21 protein-coding genes are annotated in these 23339 nt (G+C 71.8%); 8 read left to right on the forward strand and 13 right to left on the reverse strand.

Going from position 1 to position 23339, the window contains the following annotated elements; translation table 11 throughout:
- Positions 1 to 3: 3 nt before the first annotated feature.
- The 7 genes from ACZ4UU_RS33145 to ACZ4UU_RS33175 all read right to left on the reverse strand — a co-directional run bounded on the left by ACZ4UU_RS33145 (position 4) and on the right by ACZ4UU_RS33175 (position 9273).
- Complete coding sequence (locus ACZ4UU_RS33145) at positions 4 to 150, reverse strand: hypothetical protein (protein ID WP_234766714.1); 147 nt, start codon at positions 148 to 150, stop codon at positions 4 to 6.
- A 127-nt stretch (positions 151 to 277) separates the two neighbouring features.
- Positions 278 to 2407, reverse strand: coding sequence for a TOMM precursor leader peptide-binding protein (locus tag ACZ4UU_RS33150; protein WP_471907068.1), 2130 nt, complete (start codon positions 2405 to 2407; stop codon positions 278 to 280).
- A gap of 64 nt (positions 2408 to 2471) precedes the next feature.
- Positions 2472 to 3623 carry an XdhC family protein gene (locus ACZ4UU_RS33155; RefSeq protein WP_471907069.1) on the reverse strand — a complete coding sequence of 384 codons (1152 nt, stop codon included), beginning with the start codon at positions 3621 to 3623 and terminating at the stop codon, positions 2472 to 2474.
- Positions 3624 to 3685: 62 nt separating this feature from the next.
- Positions 3686 to 5146: an NCS2 family permease gene (locus ACZ4UU_RS33160; RefSeq protein WP_471907070.1), complete on the reverse strand. Its 1461-nt coding sequence runs from the start codon at positions 5144 to 5146 to the stop codon at positions 3686 to 3688.
- 244 nt (positions 5147 to 5390) lie between these two features.
- Positions 5391 to 7775, reverse strand: a complete 2385-nt coding sequence (locus ACZ4UU_RS33165; protein ID WP_471907071.1) for a xanthine dehydrogenase family protein molybdopterin-binding subunit — start codon at positions 7773 to 7775, stop codon at positions 5391 to 5393.
- Positions 7776 to 7780: 5 nt separating this feature from the next.
- Entirely contained in the window at positions 7781 to 8383 is a 603-nt protein-coding gene (locus tag ACZ4UU_RS33170) for a (2Fe-2S)-binding protein (protein WP_062719967.1), read from the reverse strand.
- Positions 8383 to 9273, reverse strand: a complete 891-nt coding sequence (locus ACZ4UU_RS33175; RefSeq protein WP_471907072.1) for an FAD binding domain-containing protein — start codon at positions 9271 to 9273, stop codon at positions 8383 to 8385. Before ACZ4UU_RS33175 ends, ACZ4UU_RS33170 begins: the two co-directional genes overlap by 1 nt.
- Positions 9274 to 9650: 377 nt before the next feature.
- Between ACZ4UU_RS33175 and ACZ4UU_RS33180 the strand changes: the two genes are divergently transcribed.
- The gene (locus ACZ4UU_RS33180; RefSeq protein ID WP_471907073.1) at positions 9651 to 11327 is read left to right on the forward strand and encodes a PucR family transcriptional regulator; all 1677 of its coding nucleotides are present in this window, start codon (positions 9651 to 9653) and stop codon (positions 11325 to 11327) included.
- 153 nt (positions 11328 to 11480) lie between these two features.
- Entirely contained in the window at positions 11481 to 12257 is a 777-nt protein-coding gene (locus ACZ4UU_RS33185) for a hypothetical protein (protein ID WP_471907074.1), read from the forward strand.
- Between the two features lie 167 nt (positions 12258 to 12424).
- Here the strand turns inward: ACZ4UU_RS33185 and ACZ4UU_RS33190 are convergent, their stop codons facing one another.
- Positions 12425 to 13219 (reverse strand): GntR family transcriptional regulator, encoded by a 795-nt coding sequence (locus tag ACZ4UU_RS33190; RefSeq protein ID WP_471907075.1) that lies wholly within the window; start codon positions 13217 to 13219, stop codon positions 12425 to 12427.
- A 155-nt stretch (positions 13220 to 13374) separates the two neighbouring features.
- Between ACZ4UU_RS33190 and ACZ4UU_RS33195 the strand changes: the two genes are divergently transcribed.
- Positions 13375 to 14226 carry a (2Fe-2S)-binding protein gene (locus ACZ4UU_RS33195; protein WP_471907076.1) on the forward strand — a complete coding sequence of 284 codons (852 nt, stop codon included), beginning with the start codon at positions 13375 to 13377 and terminating at the stop codon, positions 14224 to 14226.
- A 328-nt stretch (positions 14227 to 14554) separates the two neighbouring features.
- Positions 14555 to 15595 (forward strand): DUF2637 domain-containing protein, encoded by a 1041-nt coding sequence (locus ACZ4UU_RS33200; RefSeq protein ID WP_471907077.1) that lies wholly within the window; start codon positions 14555 to 14557, stop codon positions 15593 to 15595.
- Positions 15596 to 15664: 69 nt separating this feature from the next.
- On the opposite strand, the gene ACZ4UU_RS33205 is transcribed toward ACZ4UU_RS33200, so the two are convergent.
- Positions 15665 to 16147, reverse strand: a complete 483-nt coding sequence (locus ACZ4UU_RS33205; protein ID WP_471907078.1) for an ATP-binding protein — start codon at positions 16145 to 16147, stop codon at positions 15665 to 15667.
- Between the two features lie 145 nt (positions 16148 to 16292).
- Here ACZ4UU_RS33205 and ACZ4UU_RS33210 point away from each other — a divergent pair, with 145 nt between their 5' ends.
- Positions 16293 to 16574 (forward strand): hypothetical protein, encoded by a 282-nt coding sequence (locus ACZ4UU_RS33210; protein WP_471907079.1) that lies wholly within the window; start codon positions 16293 to 16295, stop codon positions 16572 to 16574.
- 174 nt (positions 16575 to 16748) lie between these two features.
- Here ACZ4UU_RS33210 and ACZ4UU_RS33215 read toward each other — a convergent pair whose 3' ends face one another.
- Entirely contained in the window at positions 16749 to 17366 is a 618-nt protein-coding gene (locus tag ACZ4UU_RS33215; RefSeq protein WP_471907080.1) for a hypothetical protein, read from the reverse strand.
- A 244-nt stretch (positions 17367 to 17610) separates the two neighbouring features.
- Between ACZ4UU_RS33215 and ACZ4UU_RS33220 the strand changes: the two genes are divergently transcribed.
- On the forward strand, positions 17611 to 18900 hold the full coding sequence (locus ACZ4UU_RS33220; RefSeq protein ID WP_471907081.1) for a helix-turn-helix domain-containing protein: 1290 nt from the start codon (positions 17611 to 17613) through the stop codon (positions 18898 to 18900).
- A gap of 9 nt (positions 18901 to 18909) precedes the next feature.
- Here ACZ4UU_RS33220 and ACZ4UU_RS33225 read toward each other — a convergent pair whose 3' ends face one another.
- The 3 genes from ACZ4UU_RS33225 to ACZ4UU_RS33235 all read right to left on the reverse strand — a co-directional run bounded on the left by ACZ4UU_RS33225 (position 18910) and on the right by ACZ4UU_RS33235 (position 21419).
- Positions 18910 to 20190: a PP2C family serine/threonine-protein phosphatase gene (locus ACZ4UU_RS33225; protein WP_471907082.1), complete on the reverse strand. Its 1281-nt coding sequence runs from the start codon at positions 20188 to 20190 to the stop codon at positions 18910 to 18912.
- A 254-nt stretch (positions 20191 to 20444) separates the two neighbouring features.
- Positions 20445 to 21050: a dihydrofolate reductase family protein gene (locus ACZ4UU_RS33230; protein WP_393629014.1), complete on the reverse strand. Its 606-nt coding sequence runs from the start codon at positions 21048 to 21050 to the stop codon at positions 20445 to 20447.
- A 144-nt stretch (positions 21051 to 21194) separates the two neighbouring features.
- Complete coding sequence (locus tag ACZ4UU_RS33235; RefSeq protein ID WP_471907083.1) at positions 21195 to 21419, reverse strand: helix-turn-helix domain-containing protein; 225 nt, start codon at positions 21417 to 21419, stop codon at positions 21195 to 21197.
- A gap of 325 nt (positions 21420 to 21744) precedes the next feature.
- On the opposite strand from ACZ4UU_RS33235, the gene ACZ4UU_RS33240 reads away from it, so the two are divergent.
- A complete protein-coding gene (locus ACZ4UU_RS33240; protein ID WP_471907084.1) occupies positions 21745 to 22734 on the forward strand; it encodes a helix-turn-helix domain-containing protein in 990 nt (329 codons plus the stop codon).
- Between the two features lie 115 nt (positions 22735 to 22849).
- Entirely contained in the window at positions 22850 to 23332 is a 483-nt protein-coding gene (locus ACZ4UU_RS33245) for a DUF456 domain-containing protein (RefSeq protein ID WP_471907085.1), read from the forward strand.
- The last annotated feature ends 7 nt before the right edge of the window (positions 23333 to 23339 follow it).

A 23339-nucleotide genomic window follows, 5' to 3' on the forward strand; every position in this document is an offset into this window, starting at 1 on the left:
GGGCTACTTCTTCTCGGGGACCTGGTTGCAGTGGCAGCCGCAGAACACGCAGTCGGTGTGCAGGGACTCCGTGACGAGCTCGGCGGGGACCGCCTCAAGCTCGAAGGACTCCACGGTCAGGCTGCTCAGGTCGGCGAGATCGTTCTGCATGAGGACGTACCTTTCTGTTGGCCTTCTTCCGGGATCGCCCCGGAAGCCGCCCGGTGTCGGGCACCGGGAAGTCACAGGAGGTTCAGCAGGGGGTCCGCGGGGCGTTCGCAGGGAGTCCGCGGGAGGTTCAGCGGGTGAGCAGGACCCGGCCGGTCAGCGCCGGCAGGCCCACCGCTACGGCCGGCGGCAGGGTGCTCACCAGGACCGCCTCACGACCGCGCCGCGCCAGCGCGGTCAGGACGCCCGCCAGGTCGACGACCTCGGACTCCGCAAGCGCGGGCTCCGTCGACGCGGCGACCGGCGGCCAGGTGTCGGGGCACACGAGCGAGCGAGCGCTGTCGAGGCGCGGTGTGTCGTACGGGAGTTGCAGCATGCCTGCCAGTTCCAGCACGGCGCCGCGCAGCGCCTCGGCCCTGGTCAGGCCGATGGCCACCACCTGTACCGCGCGGCGCCCACTGCCGGTGGGCAGCTCGGCGCGGGCGACTACGACGCGGGCCGGCTCGGTGGGGTCGGGGGCGGGCAGCTCGCCGAAGTGCAGTTCGCCCGCCGATCGGCGCAGGGCGGGGAGGATCGACAGCTCCTTGCTGTCACGTTCGGTGGCGGTGAGCTGCAGAGGCTGAACCGTCACCGCACCGCGGAGGCCCGCCTCGACGCGCTCGTGCAGCAGCACGGAGAGGACTCCGGCGAGGGCGGTCTCCTCGAAGGTCGCCCCCGACCCGTAGCCGACGGCCGCACCATGGCCGAACGCCGCACCGGCGCTGTCCGTCCCGGCGGGGGCGAAGGCGATGCGCTGGGGTATCCAGGTCAGGGTGCGACGGCTCAGTGAGAAGGCGGGCACCCAGGTGGACTTCTCCGTGGGGCCCTCCCCCGGAGCCGTCGACCGCCGACGGGCGCCGAAGCGTGCGGCGGACAGCGCGTCCGAGCCCTCGTCCGTCAGCTGTTCCCAGGTGCCGAGGGTCTTCGGCAGGAAGGACGGAGTGCGGTCGTCGACGGCCGTGCGGCGGACCATGCGTTCCACGGCGTCGATCCGCGCGGCCTCCAACGTCTCGAAGCTGTACCCGTAGGCGTGCCGGGCGGTGCCGGGGTCCGTCGTGGCCGGGGCGCGCACCCTGCCGGTCTTCACCAGGAGTTGGGGCAGGTCCTGGTCGTCGTAGTCCGCGAGCGGGCCGAGGGTGGGGGCGAGCGCCGCCGTCTGAGCGGCGGCGCGCTTCTCGCCGTCGCGAGGCAGGTCATGTCCGCCGGAGGACCATTCCAGAATGCGATCGGCGCATTCGCCGAGTGGTTCTTCGTGGCTGCAGTGAGGACATGACGGGTGGGCGACCAAGGGTTCCCGTGTGCTCTCCAGGGAGAGCGGGTCGCGTAGGACGACACCGTTCACGAGTTCCGACTCGATACAGCCGGACAGACTCTTGAAGAGCTCTGCGGCCAATTCACTTCCGGCGGCGGCGGAAACGGCCGGGAAGAGTTCGATGGGCGGTTCTCCCCGCGCGGCCGACGTTTCCGTCGTTTCCGTCAGCGCGGTCCTGAGCTGGAGACAGTGCCAGCACGAGTCGCTCGTCCCGCCATGCCGCACCAAGGGACCGAGCAGCAGGCGGTCGGCTCTCGCGTGCCCGGCGAGGAACAGCAGCTCTCGCTGCGCGGCATGGTCCGCGAGAGCGGCGACGAGGCCCGCCGACGGGCCTTCCGGGAGGACGAGGAGGGCGTCGGGGCGCCAGCTCGCGGCTCGCCCGAGAACGGCCGCGTCGTCGTGCCCGGGGAACGGTTCCAGGCCCTCGGGGGCGTCGTCGACGGAGCCGCACAGGGCCACCCGCCGCACGCCGTTGCGCAGCAGCAGACGTACCGCCGACGCGGCGGCGGGGCCTTCGCCGACCGCCAGTACCCGGGCCTCCCTGACCTTCCGGAAGGCGGCCTGCGGCGTGTCCGTGTGATGTGCCAGGAAGGAGATCTGCTCGGCGAACCGGGACCGGGTGGCCCCGTCGAGCACCCCCTCAGGCTCGACGCGGCGTACCCGGACGAAGCCGCTGCGCACCAGCTGGGCGAGCAGCCGCCGGACCGCCGCCGCCCGATCCGCGTCGAGCCCCGCGCACAGGCGCTCGGCCGTGCATCCGACGGAGAGCGCGGGCGCTAATGCCGTGAGCCAGCGGTAGGCGGATTTCCCTTTCAGGAAGAAATCCTCGCCTCCTCCTCTGAGCAGCACCCCTTCGGGCGTTTCGAGAAATGCGGCGTCCTGCCTCAGGAACAGCTCTTCGCTGTCCAAGAATCCCCCTCATTCTCAGGAAAACGTGTACACGCCGGTTGAGGTCGCATGGCGGCTCGCGCCGTTACGCCACGGAGCCGATCCGTCCCGCGGGCCGCCCGGCCGCGTCGTGGTGGATCGGTGTGTGAGCCCCCGTCAGGGACACCCCGCTTCCGCCCCGCCGACTCGCGACGATCTCCGCGGCGATCGACAGGGCCGTCTCCTCCGGGGTGCGGGCGCCGAGGTCCAGTCCGATGGGGGACCTCAGCCGGGCCAGCTCCAGTTCGCTCACGCCGACTTCCCTGAGCCGGTCGTTGCGGTCCAGGTGGGTGCGGCGGGAACCCATCGCGCCGACGTACGCGACCGGCAGCCGCAGCGCGAGCTGGAGCAGGGGTACGTCGAACTTGGCGTCGTGGGTGAGGACGCACAGGACCGTCCGGGCGTCGACAGAGGTCCGCTCCAGGTACTTGTGCGGCCACTCGACGACGATCTCGTCGGCCTCCGGGAAGCGGGCCTTCGTCGCGAAGACGGGGCGGGCGTCGCACACGGTCACGCGGTAGTTCAGGAACTTGCCGACGCGCACCAGCGCCGACGCGAAGTCGATGGCGCCGAAGACGATCATCCGGGGTGCCGGGACCGAGGACTCGACCAGCACCGTGAGCGGGGCGCCGCAGCGCGAGCCCTGTTCGCCGATCTCCAGCGTGCCCGTGCGGCCCGCGTCCAGGAAGGCGCCGGCCTCCGCCGCGACCGTGCGGTCCAGTTCGGGGTGGGCGCCGAAGCCGCCGTCGTAACCGCCGTCGGGGCCGACGAACAGAGCGCGGCCCATCAGCTCGGCCGGCCCGGACACGATCCGGGCCACGGCCGCCGCCTCCCCGCTCGCGGCCGCCCGCAGCGCGGCCGCGAGAACCGGGCGGTACGGGTCGGCGGCGCGTACCGGCGTGACGAGGATGTCGATGATGCCGCCGCAGGTCAGTCCGACCGCGAAGGCGTCGTCGTCGCTGTAGCCGAAGCGCTCCAGGACCGTCTCGCCGTCCTGCAGCGCCTGTTGGCACAGCTCGTACACCGCGCCCTCCACGCAGCCGCCGGAGACCGAGCCGATGGCCGTGCCGTCGGCGTCCACCGCGAGCGCGGCACCGGGTTGCCGGGGTGCGCTGCCGCCTACCGCCACCACGGTGGCCACGGCGAAGTCACGTCCCTGCTCGACCCACCGGTGCAACTCCTCGGCGATGTCCAACATCTCTCGGTCTCCTTGACAGCGGTCGTGTGGAGGGCGTTTCCCGGGATCCGGTCCGGGACGGGTCAGTGCACGCCCATCCAGCTCTCAATGGGATTGAGGGCGAAGTAGACGATGAAGATGCCTGTCAGCGCCCACATGAACGCCCCGATCTCCCGCGCCTTGCCCTGGGCGATCTTGATGGCGACGTACGAGATGACGCCGGCCGCGACGCCGGCCGTGATCGAGTACGTGAACGGCATGAGCACGACGGTGAGGAACACCGGGATCGCGGTGGCCCGGTCGGCCCAGTCCACGTGCCGCGCGTTCATCATCATCATGGCGCCGATCACCACCAGGGCCGCGGCCGCGACCTCGCCCGGCACGATCGCCGTGAGCGGGGTGAAGAACAGACAGGCCGCGAAGAACAGGCCGGTGACGACCGAGGAGAGGCCCGTGCGGGCGCCCTCGCCGACGCCGGTCGCCGACTCCACGAACACGGTCTGGCCGGAAGCGCCGGAGACTCCGCCGATCGCACCGCCCGCGCCGTCGATGAACAGGGCCTTGGACAGGCCCGGCATCCGGCCCTTGTCGTCGGCCAGGTTGGCCTCGGTGCCGACGCCGATGATGGTCGCCATCGCGTCGAAGAACCCGGCCAGCACGAGCGTGAACACGATCATGCCGACCGTCATCGCGCCGACCTCGCCCCAGCCGCCGAACTCGACGTCGCCGAAGATCGAGAAGTCCGGCATGGACACCGCGCTGCCGTGCAGTTCGGGAGCGACACCGCCCGCCCACTGCTTGGGGTCGATGACGTCGAAGGCGTTGAGGACGACGGCGAGGACGGTGCCGCCGACGATGCCGATCAGGATGGCGCCGGGGATACCGCGCGCCTGGAGCATGAAGATCGCGAGCAGCGTGACGGCGAAGAGCAGCACCGGCCAGCCGGCCAGTTCACCGGCCGGGCCGAGGGTGACCAGGGTCGACTCGCCCTGGTGCACGAAACCGGCCTTGGCGAAGCCGATCAGCGCCACGAACAAGCCGATGCCCATGGTGATCGCGTGCTTGAGCGCGAGCGGGATCGCGTTCATGATCATCTCGCGCAGGCCGGTGACGACCAGCAGCATGATGATGACGCCGTACATCACACACATGCCCATGGCCTGCGGCCAGGTCATCTGCGGGGCGACCTGCGAGGCGAGGACTCCGGAGACGGAGAGGCCGGCGGCGAGGGCCAGCGGCACCTTGCCGAAGAAGCCCATCAGGAGCGTGGTGAAGGCCGCCGCGAACGCCGTCGCGGTGATGAGGGCCTTCTGGGCGAGCATGTCCCCGGCGACGTCCTTGCCGGACAGGATCAACGGGTTGAGCAGGAGGATGTACGCCATCGCCATGAAGGTGGTGACGCCGCCGCGCACCTCACGCGCGACGGTGGATCCTCGGTGGGATATGTGGAAGTACCGGTCGAGCCACGACCTGCCGGCCGGGACGCGGGTTCCTTCACCCGCGTCTTCGGCCGAGGTCGTGGGCTCCAGTGACTGCTGGGTCATGTGGGGCCTACTCCCAAGGTTCAAAGGGGCACCCGCGCGGCCGCCCTGACGGCAGCGGGATTTGGGAAGGTGCTTCGGCCGCACGACCCGGGGGACGGCCCGAGACGAACGAACAGGATCCGGTGAACGGGATCCGTGGTGCTGGTACTTGCTGGGGAGTCAAGTGCCGCGAGCGGTGCGGCACTCGGTTCCTCCGGGCGGCGCGGCGAAGTGTGACGTTCCCGGCGCCGCCCGGAGAGCTTGCCTACGCCGTTCCGGTGAGGTGCTCCGGACGTACCGGCGTGCGGTTGAGCTCCAGCCCGGTCGCGTTCCGGATCGCCGCGAGGACGGCCGGGGTCGACGACAGGGTGGGGGCCTCGCCGATGCCCCGCAGCCCGTACGGGGCGTGGTCGTCGGCGAGTTCGAGCACGTCGACGGGGATGATCGGCGTGTCGAGGATCGTGGGGAGCAGGTAGTCCGTGAAGGACGGGTTCCTGACCTTCGCGGTCTTGGGGTCGACGATGATCTCCTCCATCACCGCGACGCCCATGCCCTGGAGCGTGCCGCCCTGGATCTGGCCGAGGACGGACAGCGGGTTGAGCGCCTTGCCGACGTCCTGGGCGCAGGCCAGCTCGATCACCTTGACCAGGCCGAGCTCGGTGTCGACCTCGACGACGGCGCGGTGCGCGGCGAAGGAGTACTGGACGTGCCCGTTGCCCTGGCCGGTGCGCAGGTCGAAGGCCTCGGTCGGACGGTGCCGCCACTCGGCCTCGACCTCGACGCTCTCGCCTTCGAGTACGTCGACCAGGTCGGCGAGTACTTCGCCGCCGTCGGTGACGACCTTGCCGCCCTCCAGGAGCAGTTCGGCGGTGGCCCAGGCGGGGTGGTAGGAGCCGAACTTGCGGCGCCCGATCTCCAGGACCTTCTCGCGGACCAGCTCGCAGGAGTTCTTGACGGCGCCGCCGGTGACGTACGTCTGCCGGGAGGCGGACGTCGAACCGGCCGAGCCCACCTGGGTGTCCGCGGGGTGGATCGTGACCTGGGTGACACCCAGCTCGGTGCGGGCGATCTGCGCGTGGACGGTGACACCGCCCTGGCCGACCTCGGCCATCGCGGTGTGCACGGTGGCCACGGGCTGGCCGGCGATGACCTCCATGCGCACCTTGGCGGTGGAGTAGTCGTCGAAGCCCTCGGAGAAGCCGACGTTCTTGATGCCGACCGCGTAGCCGACACCGCGGACGACGCCTTCGCCGTGCGTGGTGTTGGACAGACCGCCCGGCAGCTGCCGTACGTCCGCGCCCTCGCTGGACTCCCACTGGCGCTCGGGCGGCAGCGGCATCGCCTTGACGCGGCGCAGGAGTTCGGCGACCGGCGCCGGGGAGTCGACCGGCTGCCCGGTCGGCATGACGGTCCCCTGCTCCATGGCGTTCAGCTGCCGGAACTCCACCCGGTCCATGCCGACCGCGTCGGCGAGCTTGTCCATCTGCGCCTCGTAGGCGAAGCACGCCTGGACCGCGCCGAAGCCGCGCATGGCGCCGCAGGGCGGGTTGTTGGTGTAGAGGGCGATGGCCTCGATGTCGACGTCGTCGACCACGTACGGGCCGATCGACAGCGAGGAGGCGTTGCCGACGACGGCCGGGGAGGCGGAGGCGTACGCGCCGCCGTCCAGCACGATCCGGCACTTCACGTGGGTGAGCTTGCCGTCCTTCGTGGCGCCGTGCTCGTAGTACAGCTTGGCGGGGTGGCGGTGGACGTGCCCGAAGAAGGACTCGAAGCGGTTGTAGACGATCTTGACGGGCTTGCCGGTGCGCATCGCCAGCAGACAGGCGTGGATCTGCATCGACAGGTCCTCGCGGCCGCCGAAGGCACCGCCGACGCCGGACAGCGTCATGCGGACCTTGCTCTCGGGCAGGCCGAGGACCGGCGCGATCTGCTTCAGGTCGGAGTGCAGCCACTGGGTGGCGATGTAGAGGTGGACGCCGCCGTCCTCGTCCGGCACGGCGAGACCCGACTCGGGGCCGAGGAAGGCCTGGTCCTGCATGCCGAAGGTGTACTCGCCCTTGACGACGAAGTCGGCCCGCTCGGCGGCCGCCGCGGCGTCGCCGCGGAAGATCGGCTGGCGGTGGACGATGTTCGGGTGCGGGACATGGCCGCTGTGGTGGTCGTCGCGGCCTTCGTGGACGAGGATCGCGTCCGGGGCGGTCGCGGAGGCCTCGTCGGTGATGACGGGCAGCTCGCGGTAGTCGACCTTGATCTTGGCGGCGGCGCGGCGCGCCGTCTCCGGGTGGTCGGCGGCGACGATGGCGACCGGCTCACCGTGGTGGCGTACCTTGCCGTGGGCGAGGACCGGGGTGTCCTGGATCTCCAGGCCGTAGTTCCTCACGTCGGTCGGCAGGTCGTCGTACGTCATGACGGCGTAGACACCCGCCATGGCGAGGGCCTCGCTCGTGTCGATGGACACGATCTCGGCGTGCGCGACGGTCGAGCGGAGGATCTGCCCCCAGAGCATGTCCTCGTGCCACATGTCGGACGAGTACGCGAACTCGCCGGTCACCTTGAGGGTGCCGTCCGGACGGAGCGTCGACTCACCGATGCCGCCCTTGGTCTGGGACCCTTGGGTGATCTTCGTAGGAGCGCCATTCGTTGGCATGCCGCTCAGACCGCCTCTCCCTGCCGGGCGGCCGCGAGGCGGACCGCGTCCATGATCTTCTCGTAACCGGTGCAGCGGCACAGGTTGCCCGACAGCGCCTCGCGGATGTCCGCGTCGGTCGGGTTGGGGTTGCGCTCCAGCATCTCGTCGGCGGCGACCAGCAGTCCGGGCGTGCAGAAACCGCACTGGACGGCGCCGGCGTCGATGAAGGCCTGCTGGACCGGGGACAGTTCGGTGCCCTCGCCGGTCTGCGAGTCCTGCCCCTTGGCCGCCCAGTGCTGGGCGTCCTGGAGCGAGGTCCCCGCCTTCCCGTCCGTACCGCAGGCACCGGTCGCGCAACCACCGCGCTCGGCGCGCTGCTTGGCGAAGTCGGCGAGCCCCTCGACGGTCACGACCTCGCGGCCCTCGACCTGTCCGGCGGCGACGAGACACGCGCAGACCGGCTCCCCGTCGAGCCGGACCGTGCAGGACCCGCACTCGCCCTGCTCACAGGCGTTCTTCGAGCCCGGCAGACCGAGCCGCTCGCGCAGCACGTACAGCAGGGACTCGCCCTCCCACACGTCGTCGGCTTCCTGCGGGCGTCCATTGACAGTGAAGTTGACTCGCATCAGGCGACTCCCTCCGTGCGGGCGGCGGTGCCGCGGTACGACTCCCAGGTCCAGGTCAGCGTGCGGCGGGCCATCACGCCGACCGCGTGGCGGCGGTAGCTCGCGGTGCCCCGGACGTCGTCGATCGGGTTGCAGGCGCCGGAGCACAGCTCCGCGAACTGCTTGGCGACCGACGGGGTGATGATCTTGCCGTTGTCCCAGAAGCCGCCCTCTTCGAGCGCCGCGTTCAGGAACTCCTCGGCGGCCTTGGCCCGCACCGGCGTAGGGGCGGCCGAGCCGATCCCCGTACGCACGGTCCGCGTCCGGGGATGCAGGGCAAGCCCGAAGGCACACACGGCGATGACCATGGCGTTCCTGGTCCCCACCTTGGAGTACTGCTGCGGCCCGTCGGCCTTCTTGATGTGCACGGCCCGGATGAGCTCATCCGCTGCCAGCGCGTTGCGCTTGACGCCGGTGTAGAACTCGTCGATCGGGATACGGCGGCTGCCGCGCACCGACTCGACCTCGACCTCGGCGCCCGCCGCGAGGAGGGCGGGGTGGGCGTCACCGGCCGGGGAGGCGGTGCCGAGGTTGCCGCCGACGCCGCCGCGGTTGCGAATCTGCGGGGAGGCGACCGTGTGCGAGGCCAGGGCGAGACCCGGCAGCTCGGCACGCAGGTGCTCCATGATGCGGGTGTACGGGACGGAGGCCCCGAGCCGCACGCTGTCCTCGCCGACCTCCCACTCGTAGAGGTCGCCGATGCGGTTCAGGTCGAGGAGGTACTCGGGCCGGCGGTGGTCGAAGTTGATCTCGACCATCACATCGGTGCCACCCGCAATCGGCACAGCGGTGGGGTGCTCTGCCTTAGCGGCGAGCGCCTCCTCCCAGCTGGCGGGGCGAAGGAAGTCCATGACCGGCTCTCTTCTTCTTCGTCTCGTGGGTCGTACGGTTTGAGCCAGATCAGGTGCGGCGGGCCCGGCTCGTTCATGTGCTGTTAACGCGGATTGACGTCAGTACACAGCGCGCTGCTCCACCGGGGTCAGTCACGGAAACCATGAAGGAGTTGGCTGGCCAGGGCGGTCATCTTGTAGATTCGTATGAACGGAGGTCACCAGTAACCTCCACGCTTTTCTCCGGAAACATCGGCCACGGCCCTGTGACCTGGGACACCGTCCGAAAGACGACGAGCACCGCCGCGGGCGCCGCTCACCGGCCCACCGTCCGGGCCTCACCACAGACCCATCAAGATTCATCGTAGATTTCGAGACAAAGAACGGCGGCGACGAGAATGCGGCTGCGCGCACTGCTGGACACCGACGCGCTGGGCCTCAAGCTGCTCGGCGGCGAGGACGAGCTGGACCGCACCGTGCGCGGTGTGATGACCACCGACCTCAGGGACCCCAGCCGCTACCTCTCCGGCGGTGAGCTGGTGCTCACGGGGCTGGCCTGGCGCCGCGACTCGGCGGACTCCGAGCCTTTCGTCCGCCTCCTGGCCCAGGCCGGGGTGGCGGCGCTGGGGGCCGGTGAGGCCGAGCTCGGCGACATCCCCGACGACCTGGTGCTGGCCTGCGCCCGCCACCGCCTCCCCCTGTTCGCGGTGCACGAGTCGGTGGCGTTCGCGACGATCACCGAGCATGTCGTACGGCAGGTGAGCGGCGAGCGGGCCGGGGATCTGGCGGCCGTGGTCGACCGGCACCGCCGGATGATGACCTCGGGCCCGGCGGGCGGCGGCCCGGACGTGGTCCTCGACCTCCTCGGCTCGGACCTGGACCTACGGGCCTGGGTGCTGTCACCGACGGGCCGGCTCATCGCGGGCTCGAAGGCCGGCGGCCCGGCGCTGGCCCCCGAGGTGTGCGCGAGGCTGGCTGCGGAGCATCTGACGGCCGCACGCACGGGCCGCCGCGGCCCCCACCGGCTGCCGCTGGGCAGCACGCAGTACTCGCTCTTCCCGATCCGCAGCACGGGCCGCTCGGCGCAGGCCGCGCGAGACGTGCGTGAGACGGTGCTGTCGGAATGGCTGCTGGCCGTGGAGGCGGACGCGAGCGACTGGCCCGAGGAGCGGCTGGATCTCCTCCAGGGCGTCACCCAGCTGATCGCGGTGGAACGCGACCGGCGCGACGCCGCCCGCACGGTCCGCCGCCGCCTCGCCCAGGAGGTCCTCGAACTGGTCCAGACGGGCGCGGCACCCGCCGAGATCGCCGCCCGCCTGCGCGTGGCGGCCCCGGTCCTGCTGCCCGGCCTCGGCGCGGCCCCCCACTGGCAGGTGGTCGTGGCCCGGGTCGAATGGGAGGGCGCCGACATCGAGGAGGAGGGCCCGATCGCCCAGTCCCTCCTGGAAGAGATCCTGGTGGACCCGCTCGCCACCGGCCCCGAACCGTCCGACCGCATCGCCGTGGCCCACACCGGCGACGAGGCCATCGCCCTGGTCCCCCTCCCGGCGGTCTCGTCGGAGCACGACGGCTCGGAGACCGGCATCCTCGCCGACGCTCTCCTCGACTCGGTCCGCGACGCCCTGTCGGCGGGCCTGGACGGCGACGGCCGGGTCACGCTCGGCGTGAGCGCGGCCGTGCACTCCGCGGAGGGCCTGCGCGGAGCCCTGGAGGAGGCCCGGCACGCCCGCCGGGTGGCGGCGGCACGCCCCGGCCGGGTCTGCGCGGCGGGCCACCAGGAACTGGCCTCGCACGTCCTGCTCCTGCCCTTCGTCCCGGACGACGTACGCCGGGCCTTCACGGCCCGCCTCCTCGACCCGCTCCGCGACTACGACCGCCGCCACCGTGCCGAGCTGATCCCCACCCTTGAGGCGTTCCTCGACTGCGACGGCTCCTGGACGCGCTGCGCGACCCGTCTCCACCTGCACGTCAACACACTGCGCTACCGAGTGGGCAGAATCGAGCAGTTGACGGGCCGGGACCTCTCCCGGCTGGAGGACAAGCTGGATTTCTTCTTGGCATTGCGCATGAGTTGACCTCACCGGGCACCCCCACCGCCCGGCACCAAGTGCCGCCACTGTCCCACGACTTTGTGAAATCCTTCACCCACCCTCTTGGCCGAACCCGGCGATCCGTGCTGAGATGCCGCCACCACTCAACAGCTCGATGGCGTGCTCGGGGAGGGCGAGGTGGCGTATACCGCCATGTCTGGTAACGGAACGACCGCCGGTGACGATCCACTCCAGACCGCGGTATGGCGGCTGCGCTCACGCGCGTGCTGGGCGGACGCGGCGGCCCTGCTACAGCCGGTGACCGCACAGGCCGCGCTCCAGCGGGCGTCGCTGCTGGTGGAGCGCTGTCTCTACACCGAGCAGGGCTGGGCGGAGGCCGAGGACGCGCTCCGTACCGCCGAGGCGCTCGCGCACAGTGACGACGAGCGGGGCGCGGCCGCTTGTGAACGCGGGCAACTTGCCTACGCCGCGACGCTGCACTCGGTGCGCGATCGGGCCGACGAGGCGCGGGCCGCGCTGGGGCGGGCGGCGGCGCTGATCCCTCCGGGGGCTGCGGGGAGGGCACTGCTGGACTTCCGCCGCGGACTCCTGGCGGAGAACCTGGCGCGCTCCCCGCAGGCGGCCCGCGCCGCATACCGCCGGGCCCACGCGGGCGCGACGGCCCACGCCGACCCCCTGCTCCTCTCCTTCACCTGGCGTCACCTTGCCGGACTCGCCCTGCGCGACGGCGAGTTGGCGGAGGCCCGCCACGGCTTCGCCGAGTCCCTCCGCATCCGAGAGGAACTGGGCTACCTGGTGGGCACGGCCCCCGCACTGGCATCCCTGGCCGACGCGGAGACCGAGCCGGAGGCGACCCGCCTGCGCAACGAGGCCCGCCGCCTGTTCCATCTCCTCGGCGGCGTCCCCACCTGGCTGGCCCGCCAACTGGCCCCCACACCCCCAGCAGCCGCCTGACCCCACCCACCTTTCCTCGCCCCCGCCGACACTGCGCCGCGAAGCCCCACGAGGCACCGGTGGAACCACGGGAGGACGGACACACCCGGCACGGCCCCGACCCGACCACCCACCGGACCGCGCTACGCGAACCCCCGCCCAACCGCAACGGGCCGCCGCAGGCATCGTCACCCCGCGAAGTGCTCCCCCACCAGCACCCGCACCGCATCCACATCCCCGGCGATCAACGCGTCCAGCAGCGCCGAGTGTTCCGTCGCGTCCGCGAGGAGGTCGGTGCGGCTGCGGGTGGAGGCCCGCAGGGGCCACTGGGCCCGGCGGTGGAGGTCGTCGGCGATCTGGACGAGTTGTTCGTTGCCGCAGAGGGACAGCACAGCGCGATGGAAGGTCCGGTCGGCCTCCGCGTACGTCGCCCGGCACCCCGTCGACGCCGCCCGGACGGTCGCCTCGGCCAACGGCCGCAGTTCCGCCCACCGTTCGGCCGACACCGTACGCGCCAGCCGCAGCATCACCGGCACCTCGATCAACGCCCGCACCTCGGCGAGTTCGGCCAGCTCCCGAGCGCCCCGCTCGACCACCCGGAACCCCCGGTTGGGAACGACCTCGACGGCCCCTTCCTGCGCGAGCTGCTGCATCGCCTCACGCACCGGCGTCGCGGAGACGCCGAAGCGCTCCCCGAGCGCGGGTGCAGAGTAGACGACGCCCGGCGTCAGCTCCCCAGTGACCAGCGCGGTGCGCAGAGCGTCGAGGATCTGCCCCCGCACCGAGGCCCGCTGCACAACAGCACGCGGCACCGGCATCGGCGGTTCGCTGTGGACGTGCTCACCCCGAGCCGTCGGCACCGAGACACCCCGGCCCCGCTCCACACCCCCGACCCGCCCCTGCGACGGCACCCTGCCGGCCCCGCTCTCCCCCGACACCTGCGGAATCCCCGTCACCGCGGAGCCCTGCGCGCCCTGCTTCACGGGTCCTCCTCCCGACGTGTCGGTACTTGGGGTCATTACGGCGTCTTGTTACTCGCCCGTCAAGCACCTTAGGCGCAGAACGCGACAGTTCAAATCGCAGCGATCTTGGGTAAGGTAAGGCTTACCTTCAAAGCCTCGCGGATCGGCGGTCCAGTATGTCTGTGCCCCCCTCGGCCCTCACGGACGCGTACAGCCGTCTCACCGAGGTCTTCCCGGGGCTGGACATCACCCAGCTCACCCCGGACGCACAGCTCCCCCGACACGACGGCTGGATCACCGCCACCGCGCTCGCCGAGGGCGCGGACGGCCTCGACACCTTCCTGGCCTGGGACGACGCGCAGATACGGCGCGACTACGGACAGCCCGCACGCCCGGACGTCGTCGCCAGTTTCGGCCTGCACCGCTATGCCTGGCCCGCCTGCCTGCTGATCACCGTGCCCTGGTTCCTGCTCCGCCGCGTCCCCCGCTTCCCCGTGACACATGTCTCGTACGACCGCACGGCCCCCGACCTCCCCATAGGCCGCCTGGCAGCGCGCCCCACCACCTTCGCCTGCCTCCCCGGCGACCCGGCCGCCGCCCTGCCCGGCGCGAGGGTCGTCCCCGACGAGGAGGCACTGCGCGCCGAGGTGCGGACCGCCGTCGCCGAGCACCTCGAACCCGTCCTCGCGGGCTTCGGTCCGCGCATGCGGCGCCGCGGGCGAGCACTCTGGGGCATGGCGACCGACGAGATCGTCGAGGGCCTGTGGTACGTCGCCCATCTGTTCGGCGACGGGGAGCAGGACCGGGCACAACGCGAACTGGAGCTGCTGCTGCCGGGCGCGACGAAGCCGTACGTCGGCTCGGCCGCGTTCCGCGAGCTCACCGGCCCGAACGGCGAGTCCCTGCCCACCCGGGACCGGGCGAGCTGCTGCATGTTCTACACACTGCGCCCCGAGGACACCTGCCCCACCTGCCCGCGCACCTGCGACGCCGACCGGGTCACCAAGCTTGTGGCCACCGCCAGTTGAGGCACCCTCAGACACCCCCGCGGCCGCACCCTCCGGCACGGACGTAAGCCCTCGTGCCGTAAGATCACCCGCGAGCAGGACACCCGTTACGGCTACAGGCGTTTCACAAATTCCTCACTTCGCGCAGGAACTTTCCGTGGAACCACCCGCACGGGTAGTGTTGTTCGAACTCAACTCCCGCCCCTCAAGCGGCAGTTCGAGCAGAACGCCGCCCTGGGCATTCCCTTGCACTTCCTTGGCGGCCTCTTGCCCCGAAACCCCCTGAGGGCCAGTGGGATTGGGCCACTATGGCGGGCGTTACGCCCTATCCCAATGCAAGGGACCCCAGATGAGATTGACCGACATATCGCTGAACTGGCTGCTTCCGGGCGCCGTACTGCTCCTGGGCCTGCTGGCGGCGATAGCGGTGCTGCGGCGCGGGAAGACCGCGGGGAAGGACGCCGGCGCGGACGACTCGTGGGAGCGCAGCGAGGAGCGCCGCAGGCGCAAGGAGGCCATATACGGCACCGCCTCCTATGTGCTGCTGTTCTGCTGCGCGGCCGTGGCCGCCGCCCTCTCCTTCCACGGCCTGGTCGGCTTCGGCGAGCAGAACCTCGGCCTCCACAACGGCTGGCAGTACCTCGTGCCGTTCGGTCTGGACGGCGCCGCGATGTTCTGCTCCGTGCTCGCGGTGCGGGAGGCCAGCCACGGTGACGCGGCCCTCGGCTCCCGGATACTCGTGTGGACGTTCGCGGCCGCCGCGGCCTGGTTCAACTGGGTGCACGCGCCCAGGGGCATCGGCCACGACGGCGCCCCGCACTTCTTCGCCGGCATGTCCCTGTCCGCGGCCGTGCTGTTCGACCGGGCGCTGAAGCAGACCCGCCGGGCCGCCCTGCGTGAACAGGGTCTGGTGCCCAGGCCGCTGCCGCAGATCCGGATCGTCCGCTGGCTGCGGGCCCCGCGCGAGACCTACAAGGCCTGGTCGCTGATGCTCCTGGAGGGCGTGCGCAGCCTGGACGAGGCGGTCGACGAGGTCCGCGAGGACAAGCGGCAGAAGGACGAGAGCCGACTGCGCAGGCGCGACCAGCAGCGCATGGAGCGTGCCCAGCTGAAGGCCATCAGCCGGGGCCACCGCGGCTTCATCGGCCGCGGGAACGGACGACAGGTCGAGACGCAGGCCCTGGAGCGTGCCTCGGCCCAAGTGACCGCGGAGCCTGCCATATCCGCGCCGGAGCAACTGCCCGTACGGTCGCGTCCCTCACTTCAGCCCGTTCGCACCGGTTCTGACCCGGTCGCCGTCGACCTCACCGCGGAGGACGACACCATGGCGCTGCCGCGACTCGACTCCCTGGAGCGCAAGCTCAAGGATCTTGAGCAGCAGTTCGGCTGAGAACACCGATCATCGACGGGATGGGGCGCGACCCGAGGTTCGGGTCGCGCCCCATCCCGTTGTCGTTCCTCACGCGGCATCCGCGTCGAGTTCGAACCACACCGCCTTGCCCACCCCGTGCGGCTGTACGCCCCAGGCGTCCGCGAGGGACTCGACCAGGACCAGGCCTCTGCCGTTCGTACCGTCGTCGGCGATCGGTACGCGCAGTCTGGGCCGACGGGCGACGAAGTCCCGTACCTCCACCCGGAGTCCGTCCGGTCCGACGGTCGCCGTCAGGACCGCCTCACGGTCGGTGTGGACGATCGCGTTGGTGACGAGTTCGCTGGTGAGCAGTTCGGCTATGTCCGACCGTCCGGGCCTCCCCCAGTGCCGCAACAGGTCGCGCAGGGCCCTGCGGGCCTCCGGTACGGCCCGCAGATCCGCCCGCCCGAGTCTGCGCCTGAGCTGTGGTGGCTGCGCCCGCTCCCCCTCGATCGCGGCCTGGTCCTCCACCGTCTCCACCGAGAAGGCCCCGTACGCTATGGGACCGCCCCCTCGTGCCTGCCTCTTCATGACCCCCGCCCGCGTGCCGATGTCGGTTCCCCTCCTGGCTCGAACACGTTCACGGGAACCATTTCCCATCGGGACCGGCGCCAGTCATGTCGAATCGTCAACGACCAGGTGTTCGGCCAAGGTTGGCGCGGCGTACGCCGGGTGCATGAATCCCGGAACGTCACCCACCGGCCGCCCGGAGGCCGCCGTACGCGACGACCGGAGCGAGTCGGTCACCGGCCACGGACCTGCCCGCGGGCCGGAGGCGGGCGTGCGGGGAGAGGAGGCGAGGCGGTTCGTCTGCCGGTGGCGCGGGCGGCCGACCTGGGCAGTCCCGCACGGCCGCGCGCCGACTCACGCCCGGTCGTCGGGACCGGACGGGATCGGCCCGGCCGCCGATCCCCGGCTGCCGATCCGGCCGTATGTGACGCGGGCATGGGGCAGTTGAGAGCCCGGCGGCGAGGCGTCGTCGACGTGAACGCCCCGCGCCGGACCCGCGGCCGGCGAAACTGGCCGGAATTCGCTTGCTCGGCCGTGGTTCAGCGCGTGGCGAGAGCGGGTGGTGGGTGCGGGGCCGCCCGTCCGACCCCCGTCCGGGAGGGCGGCCCCGCTGGTGTGGTGGTCAGTAGAGCTTGTTGACCGCCGTGGTGGTCGTCTTCTTGAAGGCCTTCACCGGCGCGTCCGTGAAGTCCCCCATCTGACCCCACTGCACGACGGTGACGGTGCCGCCGTCCCGGCCGACGGAGACGAGGCCGATGTCCATGGCGCCCCACGAGGCGCGGGTCGCGAGGCCGTGGACACGGGCGCCCTCCTCGACCGGCAGGGTGCCGTAGCTCCGGTACTCGGCCTCGATCTCAGGGTCGGCGTCGCTGCGTTCGGCGCAGGACCGGATCTCCTTGTTCAGGCGGGTGGCGAGCGCCTTGGCCTTGGCGCTGTTCCCGACGACGACGTTGAGCTGCTGGGCGTTGGTCTCCAGGTCGGTGCGGAAGGCGCGGTAGCTGGAGTCGTAGGCGAGCAGCGCGTCACCGAAGCAGTACCGCATCTCCTCCGGGACGCCGTCGGTGACCTTGCCGGCGGTCCAGGCGGAGGTGGGGTGCGGCGGGAGTTGGGACGCCGACAGGAACTTCGGCGCGGGTGCCTTCGTGGCGGCGCCGGCCGGTGCGGCGGTGAGTGCGGCGCCGGCGGCGAGCGTCGCGACGGCGAGCGCGGCGAGCGCTCCGGTTCGAGTGCGGTTGGGCATGGCTGTCCCCCGTGAACGAGATGAGTGCGATGAGAGCGTGAACGTGTGAAAGTGGTCGTCACCGATGGCGGATGGTCTGTCCTGCCTCTGGTCGGTGCGACACCAAGAGCATCAGCCGTCACAGCGCACGGCCGCAAGCTCCGCCGCCCGATCCGCGACGGTGGAACCATCCCAGCCCATCTGACGTGCAGGTATATGGAGTGCCTGGGATACCGTCCCGGGACGGCGAGGACCCGGGGGAACGGTGTCTGAAGCACGGGACGACGACGTCCAGGAGTTCGCGGCGGCACTCAGGTGCCTGAAGGACCGCACCGACCGCAGCTACGGTCAGCTGGCCCGCCGCCTGAACATGAACACCTCCACGCTGCACCGCTACTGCGCCGGCGACGCGGTCCCCCTCGACTTCGCCCCCGTGGAACGGTTCGCCGCCCTGTGCGGGGCGACACCGGAGGAGCGGCTGGAGCTGCACCGGTTGTGGATCCTGGCGGTGGCGGCACGGCAGCGGTCGCGTACGGCGCCCTCGACCGCGCCGGTGGACGCCCCGGCTCCGGCCGACGGTCCGCCCGGTGATCCGGTCGAGGAACCGGCACCGGACGACCCGCCCCGCCGCCCCTGGTACCGCCGCCGACGCTTCCTGGTCTCGGCGGCCGTGGCGACCGCTCTCCTCGCCACGCTCGGCAGTCTCTCCGCCCTGCCCGACGGCGACCGCCGTCCCGGCGCGAGCGACTCCGTCGAGGCCGCCGATCCGCCCCGCACCACACCGCCGGGCGCCCCGCGCCCGAAGTCGCCCAAGTCCCCGAGCGCGTCCGCCAGCACGTCCTCCCCCGAGGCCGGCGGGTCGAGGAAGCCCTCGGCGAAGCCCACCGGGACCGCCGAGGAGCCCTCGAAGGAACCCGGTCAGCAGCGGCCCCCGGCCGGGGTGCCCCTGACCTGGAGCGCCGACTCCCATGTCTGGCAGGCGGGTTGCGGACACGACTACGTCGTCGGCAGGTCCCCGCAGCAGGTGGCCCCACCACCCGCCCCGCAGGACGCCGAGGCCTGGGCGGGCTCGCACAACGCCGTGCACGGGCGGCAGACCCTGGTGAAGGTCTCCGTGCAGGGCCGGACGCCCACGGCCGTCGTCCTGGAGGCGCTGCGGGTGCGCGTCGTCGGTCGCTCGGCGCCCGGCGGGGGCAGCTCGTACGCCATGGACAACGGCTGCGGCGGAGCACTGACGCCCCGCTACTTCGACGTCGACCTGGACAAGGACCGGCCCGTCGCCCGCCCCGCCGACGGCAACGACTCGGGTGTCACGATCCCGGCGATGCGGCTTCCGTACCGGGTGTCCGCCGAGGACCCCGAGGTGCTGCTGATCGACGCGCGGACCAGGAACTGCGCCTGCAGCTGGTACCTCGAACTCGACTGGTCCTCGCAGGGCCGCACCGGCACGGTGCGCATCGACGACCACGGCCGCCCGTTCCGCACGACGGGCATCGACGGGCTGCCGCGCTACGAGTACGACACCTCGGCGCGCCGGTGGGTGCCGTACAGCTGAGGGAGCCTGTCACGCCTCCCACACGGCGGCGGCCGTACGGTCGTCCGCGTATCCCTTGACCCGGACCTGGGTGTCGGCGAGGAACTCGGCGAGACCGGGCGGCTCGGTCGCGGACCAGCGCTCCGTCAGGTGGGCGGCGAGTTCGGGTTCGCCGCGCAGGGGGTCGGCGAGGCCGCCGGTGCACATCAGCAGGGCGTCGCCGGGGCGGGCCACGGAGGCGCGGAAGCGGAAGGGTTCGCGGCGCGGCTCGGGGGCGGGGTCGTAAGGGCTCGGGGGTGTGGTGATGCCGAGGTCCATGGTGAGGCGGTCGCCTTCGGGGGTCTCGGCGGGCAGGGAGCCGAATCCGACGACCGGTTCGCCGGTGACGTCGGTGACGCGGGGCTCGATGTCCTGCCATTCGCCGTCGCGCAGCCGGAAGAGTCCGCCCGTGCCGACGCCGAAGAACACGCGGGTACGGCACTCGGGGTCGGCGGGCAGCAGGAGGCAGCGCAGGGTCGCCGCGTACTCCTCGGGTTCGATGCCCTGTTCGGCGGCACTGGCGCGGAGCTTGCCGAGGCTGCGGTCGGTGAGGCGGTGCAGGCCCGACTTCAGGTCGCCGCGCCGGGCGGCCCTGATGTCCTCCGCGAGTTTCGGGTGAGCGCGGCCGACGGCCCGGCCGATCCAGTGACAGGCCTCGGCCGCGGCGCGGTGGGCGCCCGGCGTGGCCCGGGCGCCGGTGGCCATCGCCACCAGGATCAGGGCCTGGTCGCCGGTGCCGAAGCGGGCGGTGAGGAGACAGTCGCGGCGGGGTTCGCCCCGGTAGCGGGCGGAGTCGCCGCGCAGGGACACGGCGCGCAGGGTGCAGGCGCCGTAGCGGGCGCCGTCGAGGACGGTGTCGGCGACCAGGTCGTCCAGGTCGTCGGGGTCGGCGGGCGGGAGGGCGGTGGGTTCGGCGGCGTAGGTGGGCGGGCCGTCGCCCACGTAGTCGAGGGGGCGTGGGGGCGGCGCGGGTTCGGGCGGTGGCTCCACGGTGAAGCCCGGCGGTTTCGGCAGCCCGGACGGGAACGTCGACCGGCCCGGCGCGGCATCCGTGTCGGCTCGCGGCGACGGAACCGCCACGCCCGTCTCCGGGGCCTTCGTGCCGGGAGCCCCGGCCGCCGCAGGCTGGTTCACCGCGCCCGCCGCCGAGGCGAACCGGTCGTCCAGTGAGTCGGGCGCCGCCGTGGGGCCCGTGTCCTCGGTGAAGTCACCGTACAGCTGCCCCCACCAGTCGTCCTCGTGACCGGTGGGCCTTCCCCCCTGCTGGCTCATGCCCCCAATTGTCCACCGCACGGGCCGGATGAAAACGGGGCATCAGGAAAATCCGACCCGTGGAGCCGCCCCAAGTGACGTTGTCGAGTGAGGTGTTGAACACTCTTGCGAAACCACTGGGGGAACGCGTCGCCGAACGGCAGGGGGGCATGGCGATGCCGCGGTCGTCGAGCGGAGTGATCAATGGCTCCGTGCCTGTTGTGCTGCGGCGTCGACTCGCGCCGCACAGCGACGATGGACCGGGCGTCCCGACGTCACGCAGGGACGCCGAGCGGCGGGTGCTCCAGCACACGGGGCTTGTACTCGACCAGCTGGATGCGGCCGTCGAAGGTGCGGTGCTCGATCATCTCGAGGGCGACGTCCGGATAGCCGTCGTAGATGCGTTCTTCGCCCGTGGCCCCGGTGATCACCGGGAACATCACGACCCGGAAGCGGTCGACGAGTCCGGCGCGTAGCAGGGACCGGCACAGGCTGAGGCTGCCGATCGTGCTGAGGAGCCCCGAGCCACTGGACTTCATGGCGCGGACCGCCTCGACGGCGTCGTCGCGGACGAGCGTGGAGTTGGCCCACGTCAGTGGCTCCTCGAGCGAGGAGGAGAACACCACCTTGGACGCTTGCGTGAGCTCGTCGACGGACGCCTCTTCCTCGGGCCTGAACTCGTCCTGGCCCTTCGGGACCTCGCCTGCGGCGAAGCCGGACATCAGGCGGTAGGTGTTCGCTCCCATCAGGTAGGTGGCCTCGGGCTGCTCGCCGAGCCAGGCGAGGTACTCCGGGCCCTCGAGGCCCCAGAACCCGGGCCATCCCTCTCCCGACGCGTAGCCGTCGAGGGAGGTGATGAAGTCGACGAGAAGCTCCGACATGGCGGTGTCCTTTCCTGGGGTGTCACGAGCTTGGACCGGGCGGGAGCCACAAACTCATCGGCCGCGCTGTGGAGTAACGAGAAAACCCATGACGCCGCAGCCGATCAGGCCGGCGAAGCGGCACTGCTTCGGAGGCTCGGAGCCCTACGTGATCTCGCCGTAACGCAGGCTCATCCGGACCCTGCCTGTGCGCTCCAGCAGTCGCAGGTAGCGCTGTGCCGTCTGACGGCTGGGGCCGGCCTGCGCCGCGACCTCGATGGCCGGCAACGGGCCCGGTGCCGTCCGCAGCGCCTCTCTCACTCGTTCGACGGTGAACGTGGAGTGGCCCTTCGGCAGGGTGGCCGCGTCCGGGGCCGAGCCACCGAACACGCCGAAGATGCGTTCGCCCTCGTGCTGTACGTCCGAGTGCAGCCCGCCCGCGCGGCCGTGTGCGCCTGGCCCGTGACCCGGAAACCCGGGATTTGGTGACGTAGGCCGCGTTGACGCGGGCAACCCGGTGCTGCCGCTGTCCGTTGACGCGAAAGCGCAGGCCAAGGAGGCCCAGGTCGGGCAAATCGGGCGGTGGTTGATGCTGCGGTGGCGACACCTTGGCAGAGTGACAGGTGGTACGGCGATGATGTGCCAAGGCCGGTTGTGCGGGCCGTTTTCCCGCCACGGACCGAACACCGGTGTTCTCTGGGAGGGGCGCGGCCCGATGCTGGGAGTGATTGGTCTCGACGAGACGCATGAGTCGGCGTACCGGGCCCTGGTGTCCGTGGGAGCCGCCGACGTGCCCGATCTCGCGCGACGGCTGACGCTCGGCGAGCACGACACGGAGCGCGCGCTGCGCCGCCTGGAGCGGCACGGGCTCGCGGCGCAGTCCTCGGCCCGCCCCGGCCGCTGGGTCGCCGCCCCGCCCGGGGTGGCACTGGGCGCGCTGCTCACCCAGCAGCGGCACGAGCTGGAGAAGGCGGAGCTGGCGGCGGCGATGCTCGCCGAGGAGTACCGGGCGGGGCTCGCCGAGCCCGCCGTGCACGATCTCGTCGAGGTGGTGATCGGCGCGGCCGCGGTCTCGCAGCGCTACCTCCAGCTCCAGCTCGGGGCGAGCGAGGAGGTGTGCGCGCTGGTCACCGGCAACCCGGTCGCCGTCACCGGCACGGAGAACGACGCCGAGGAGCGGGCCGCCGATCGCGGAGTGCGCTACCGGGTGGTCCTGGAGCGCTCGGTCCTCGACCAGCCGGACGGCATCACCGAGCTGTCCGCCACCCTCGGCCGCGAGGCGCAGGTCCGGGTCGTGGACCAGGTCCCGGCCAAGCTGGTGATCGCCGACCGTACGCTCGCCCTGGTGCCGCTCACCTCGCACACCCCGGAACCGGCCGCGCTGGTCGTCCACGCGAGCGGGCTGCTGGAGCTGCTGTCCGGGCTGTTCGAGTCGGTGTGGCGGGAGGCGCTCCCGATACACCTCGGCACGTCCGGTGTCGCCGAGCAGCAGCCCGACGGGCCCGACGACACCGACCTGGAGGTGCTCTCCCTGCTGCTGGCCGGCCTGACCGACGCGAGCGTGGCCAAGCAGCTGGACCTGGGGCTGCGGACCGTGCAGCGCCGGGTGAAGCGGCTGATGGACCTGACCGGGGTGACGACCCGGCTGCAGCTGGGGTGGCACGCGTACGAGCGGGGGTGGGTGGCTCGGGGGCGGCAGGGGTGACGGGGTGCGGGAGCGGCCGGGGGCGATGGGCGTGGCGTCCGGCGGTGACCGGCCCTCTCACCTGCGGCGACGACACTGATCTGCGTGTTCTCGCGGGCTCCGGCACTCTGGTCAGATGGGAGTGTGGGACCTCGTGCTGGTCGGCCTGGTCCTCCTGCTCGGCCTCTGCGGAGTGCTGGTGCCCGGCGTGCCGGGGTCGTGGCTGGTGTGGGCCGCGGTCATGTGGTGGGCCGTGCAGGACCCCCAGCCGGTCGCCTGGTGGGTGCTGGTCGGGGCCACCGTCGCGCTGTTCCTCTCCCAGGTGGTGCGCTGGGCACTGCCGCCGCGCCGGCTGCGCCCGAGCTGGGCGGGCCGACGCGTCGTGGTGTACGCCGCCTCGGGCTCGTTCCTGGGCTTCTTCCTGATCCCCGTGCTCGGCTCGATCCCCGGTTTCATGGCCGGCATCTACCTCGCGGAACGGCTCCGGCTCGGCCGCCACGGCGAGGCGAGGGGCGCGCTGCGGACGGCGATGCGGTCGGGCGGGTCGAGCGTGCTGGCGGAGCTGTTCACCTGCCAGTTGATCGCGGGGGCGTGGGTGGGCGCGGTGATCTGGGGCTGATCCATCG

The organism is Streptomyces sp. NPDC028907, assembly GCF_055564995.1.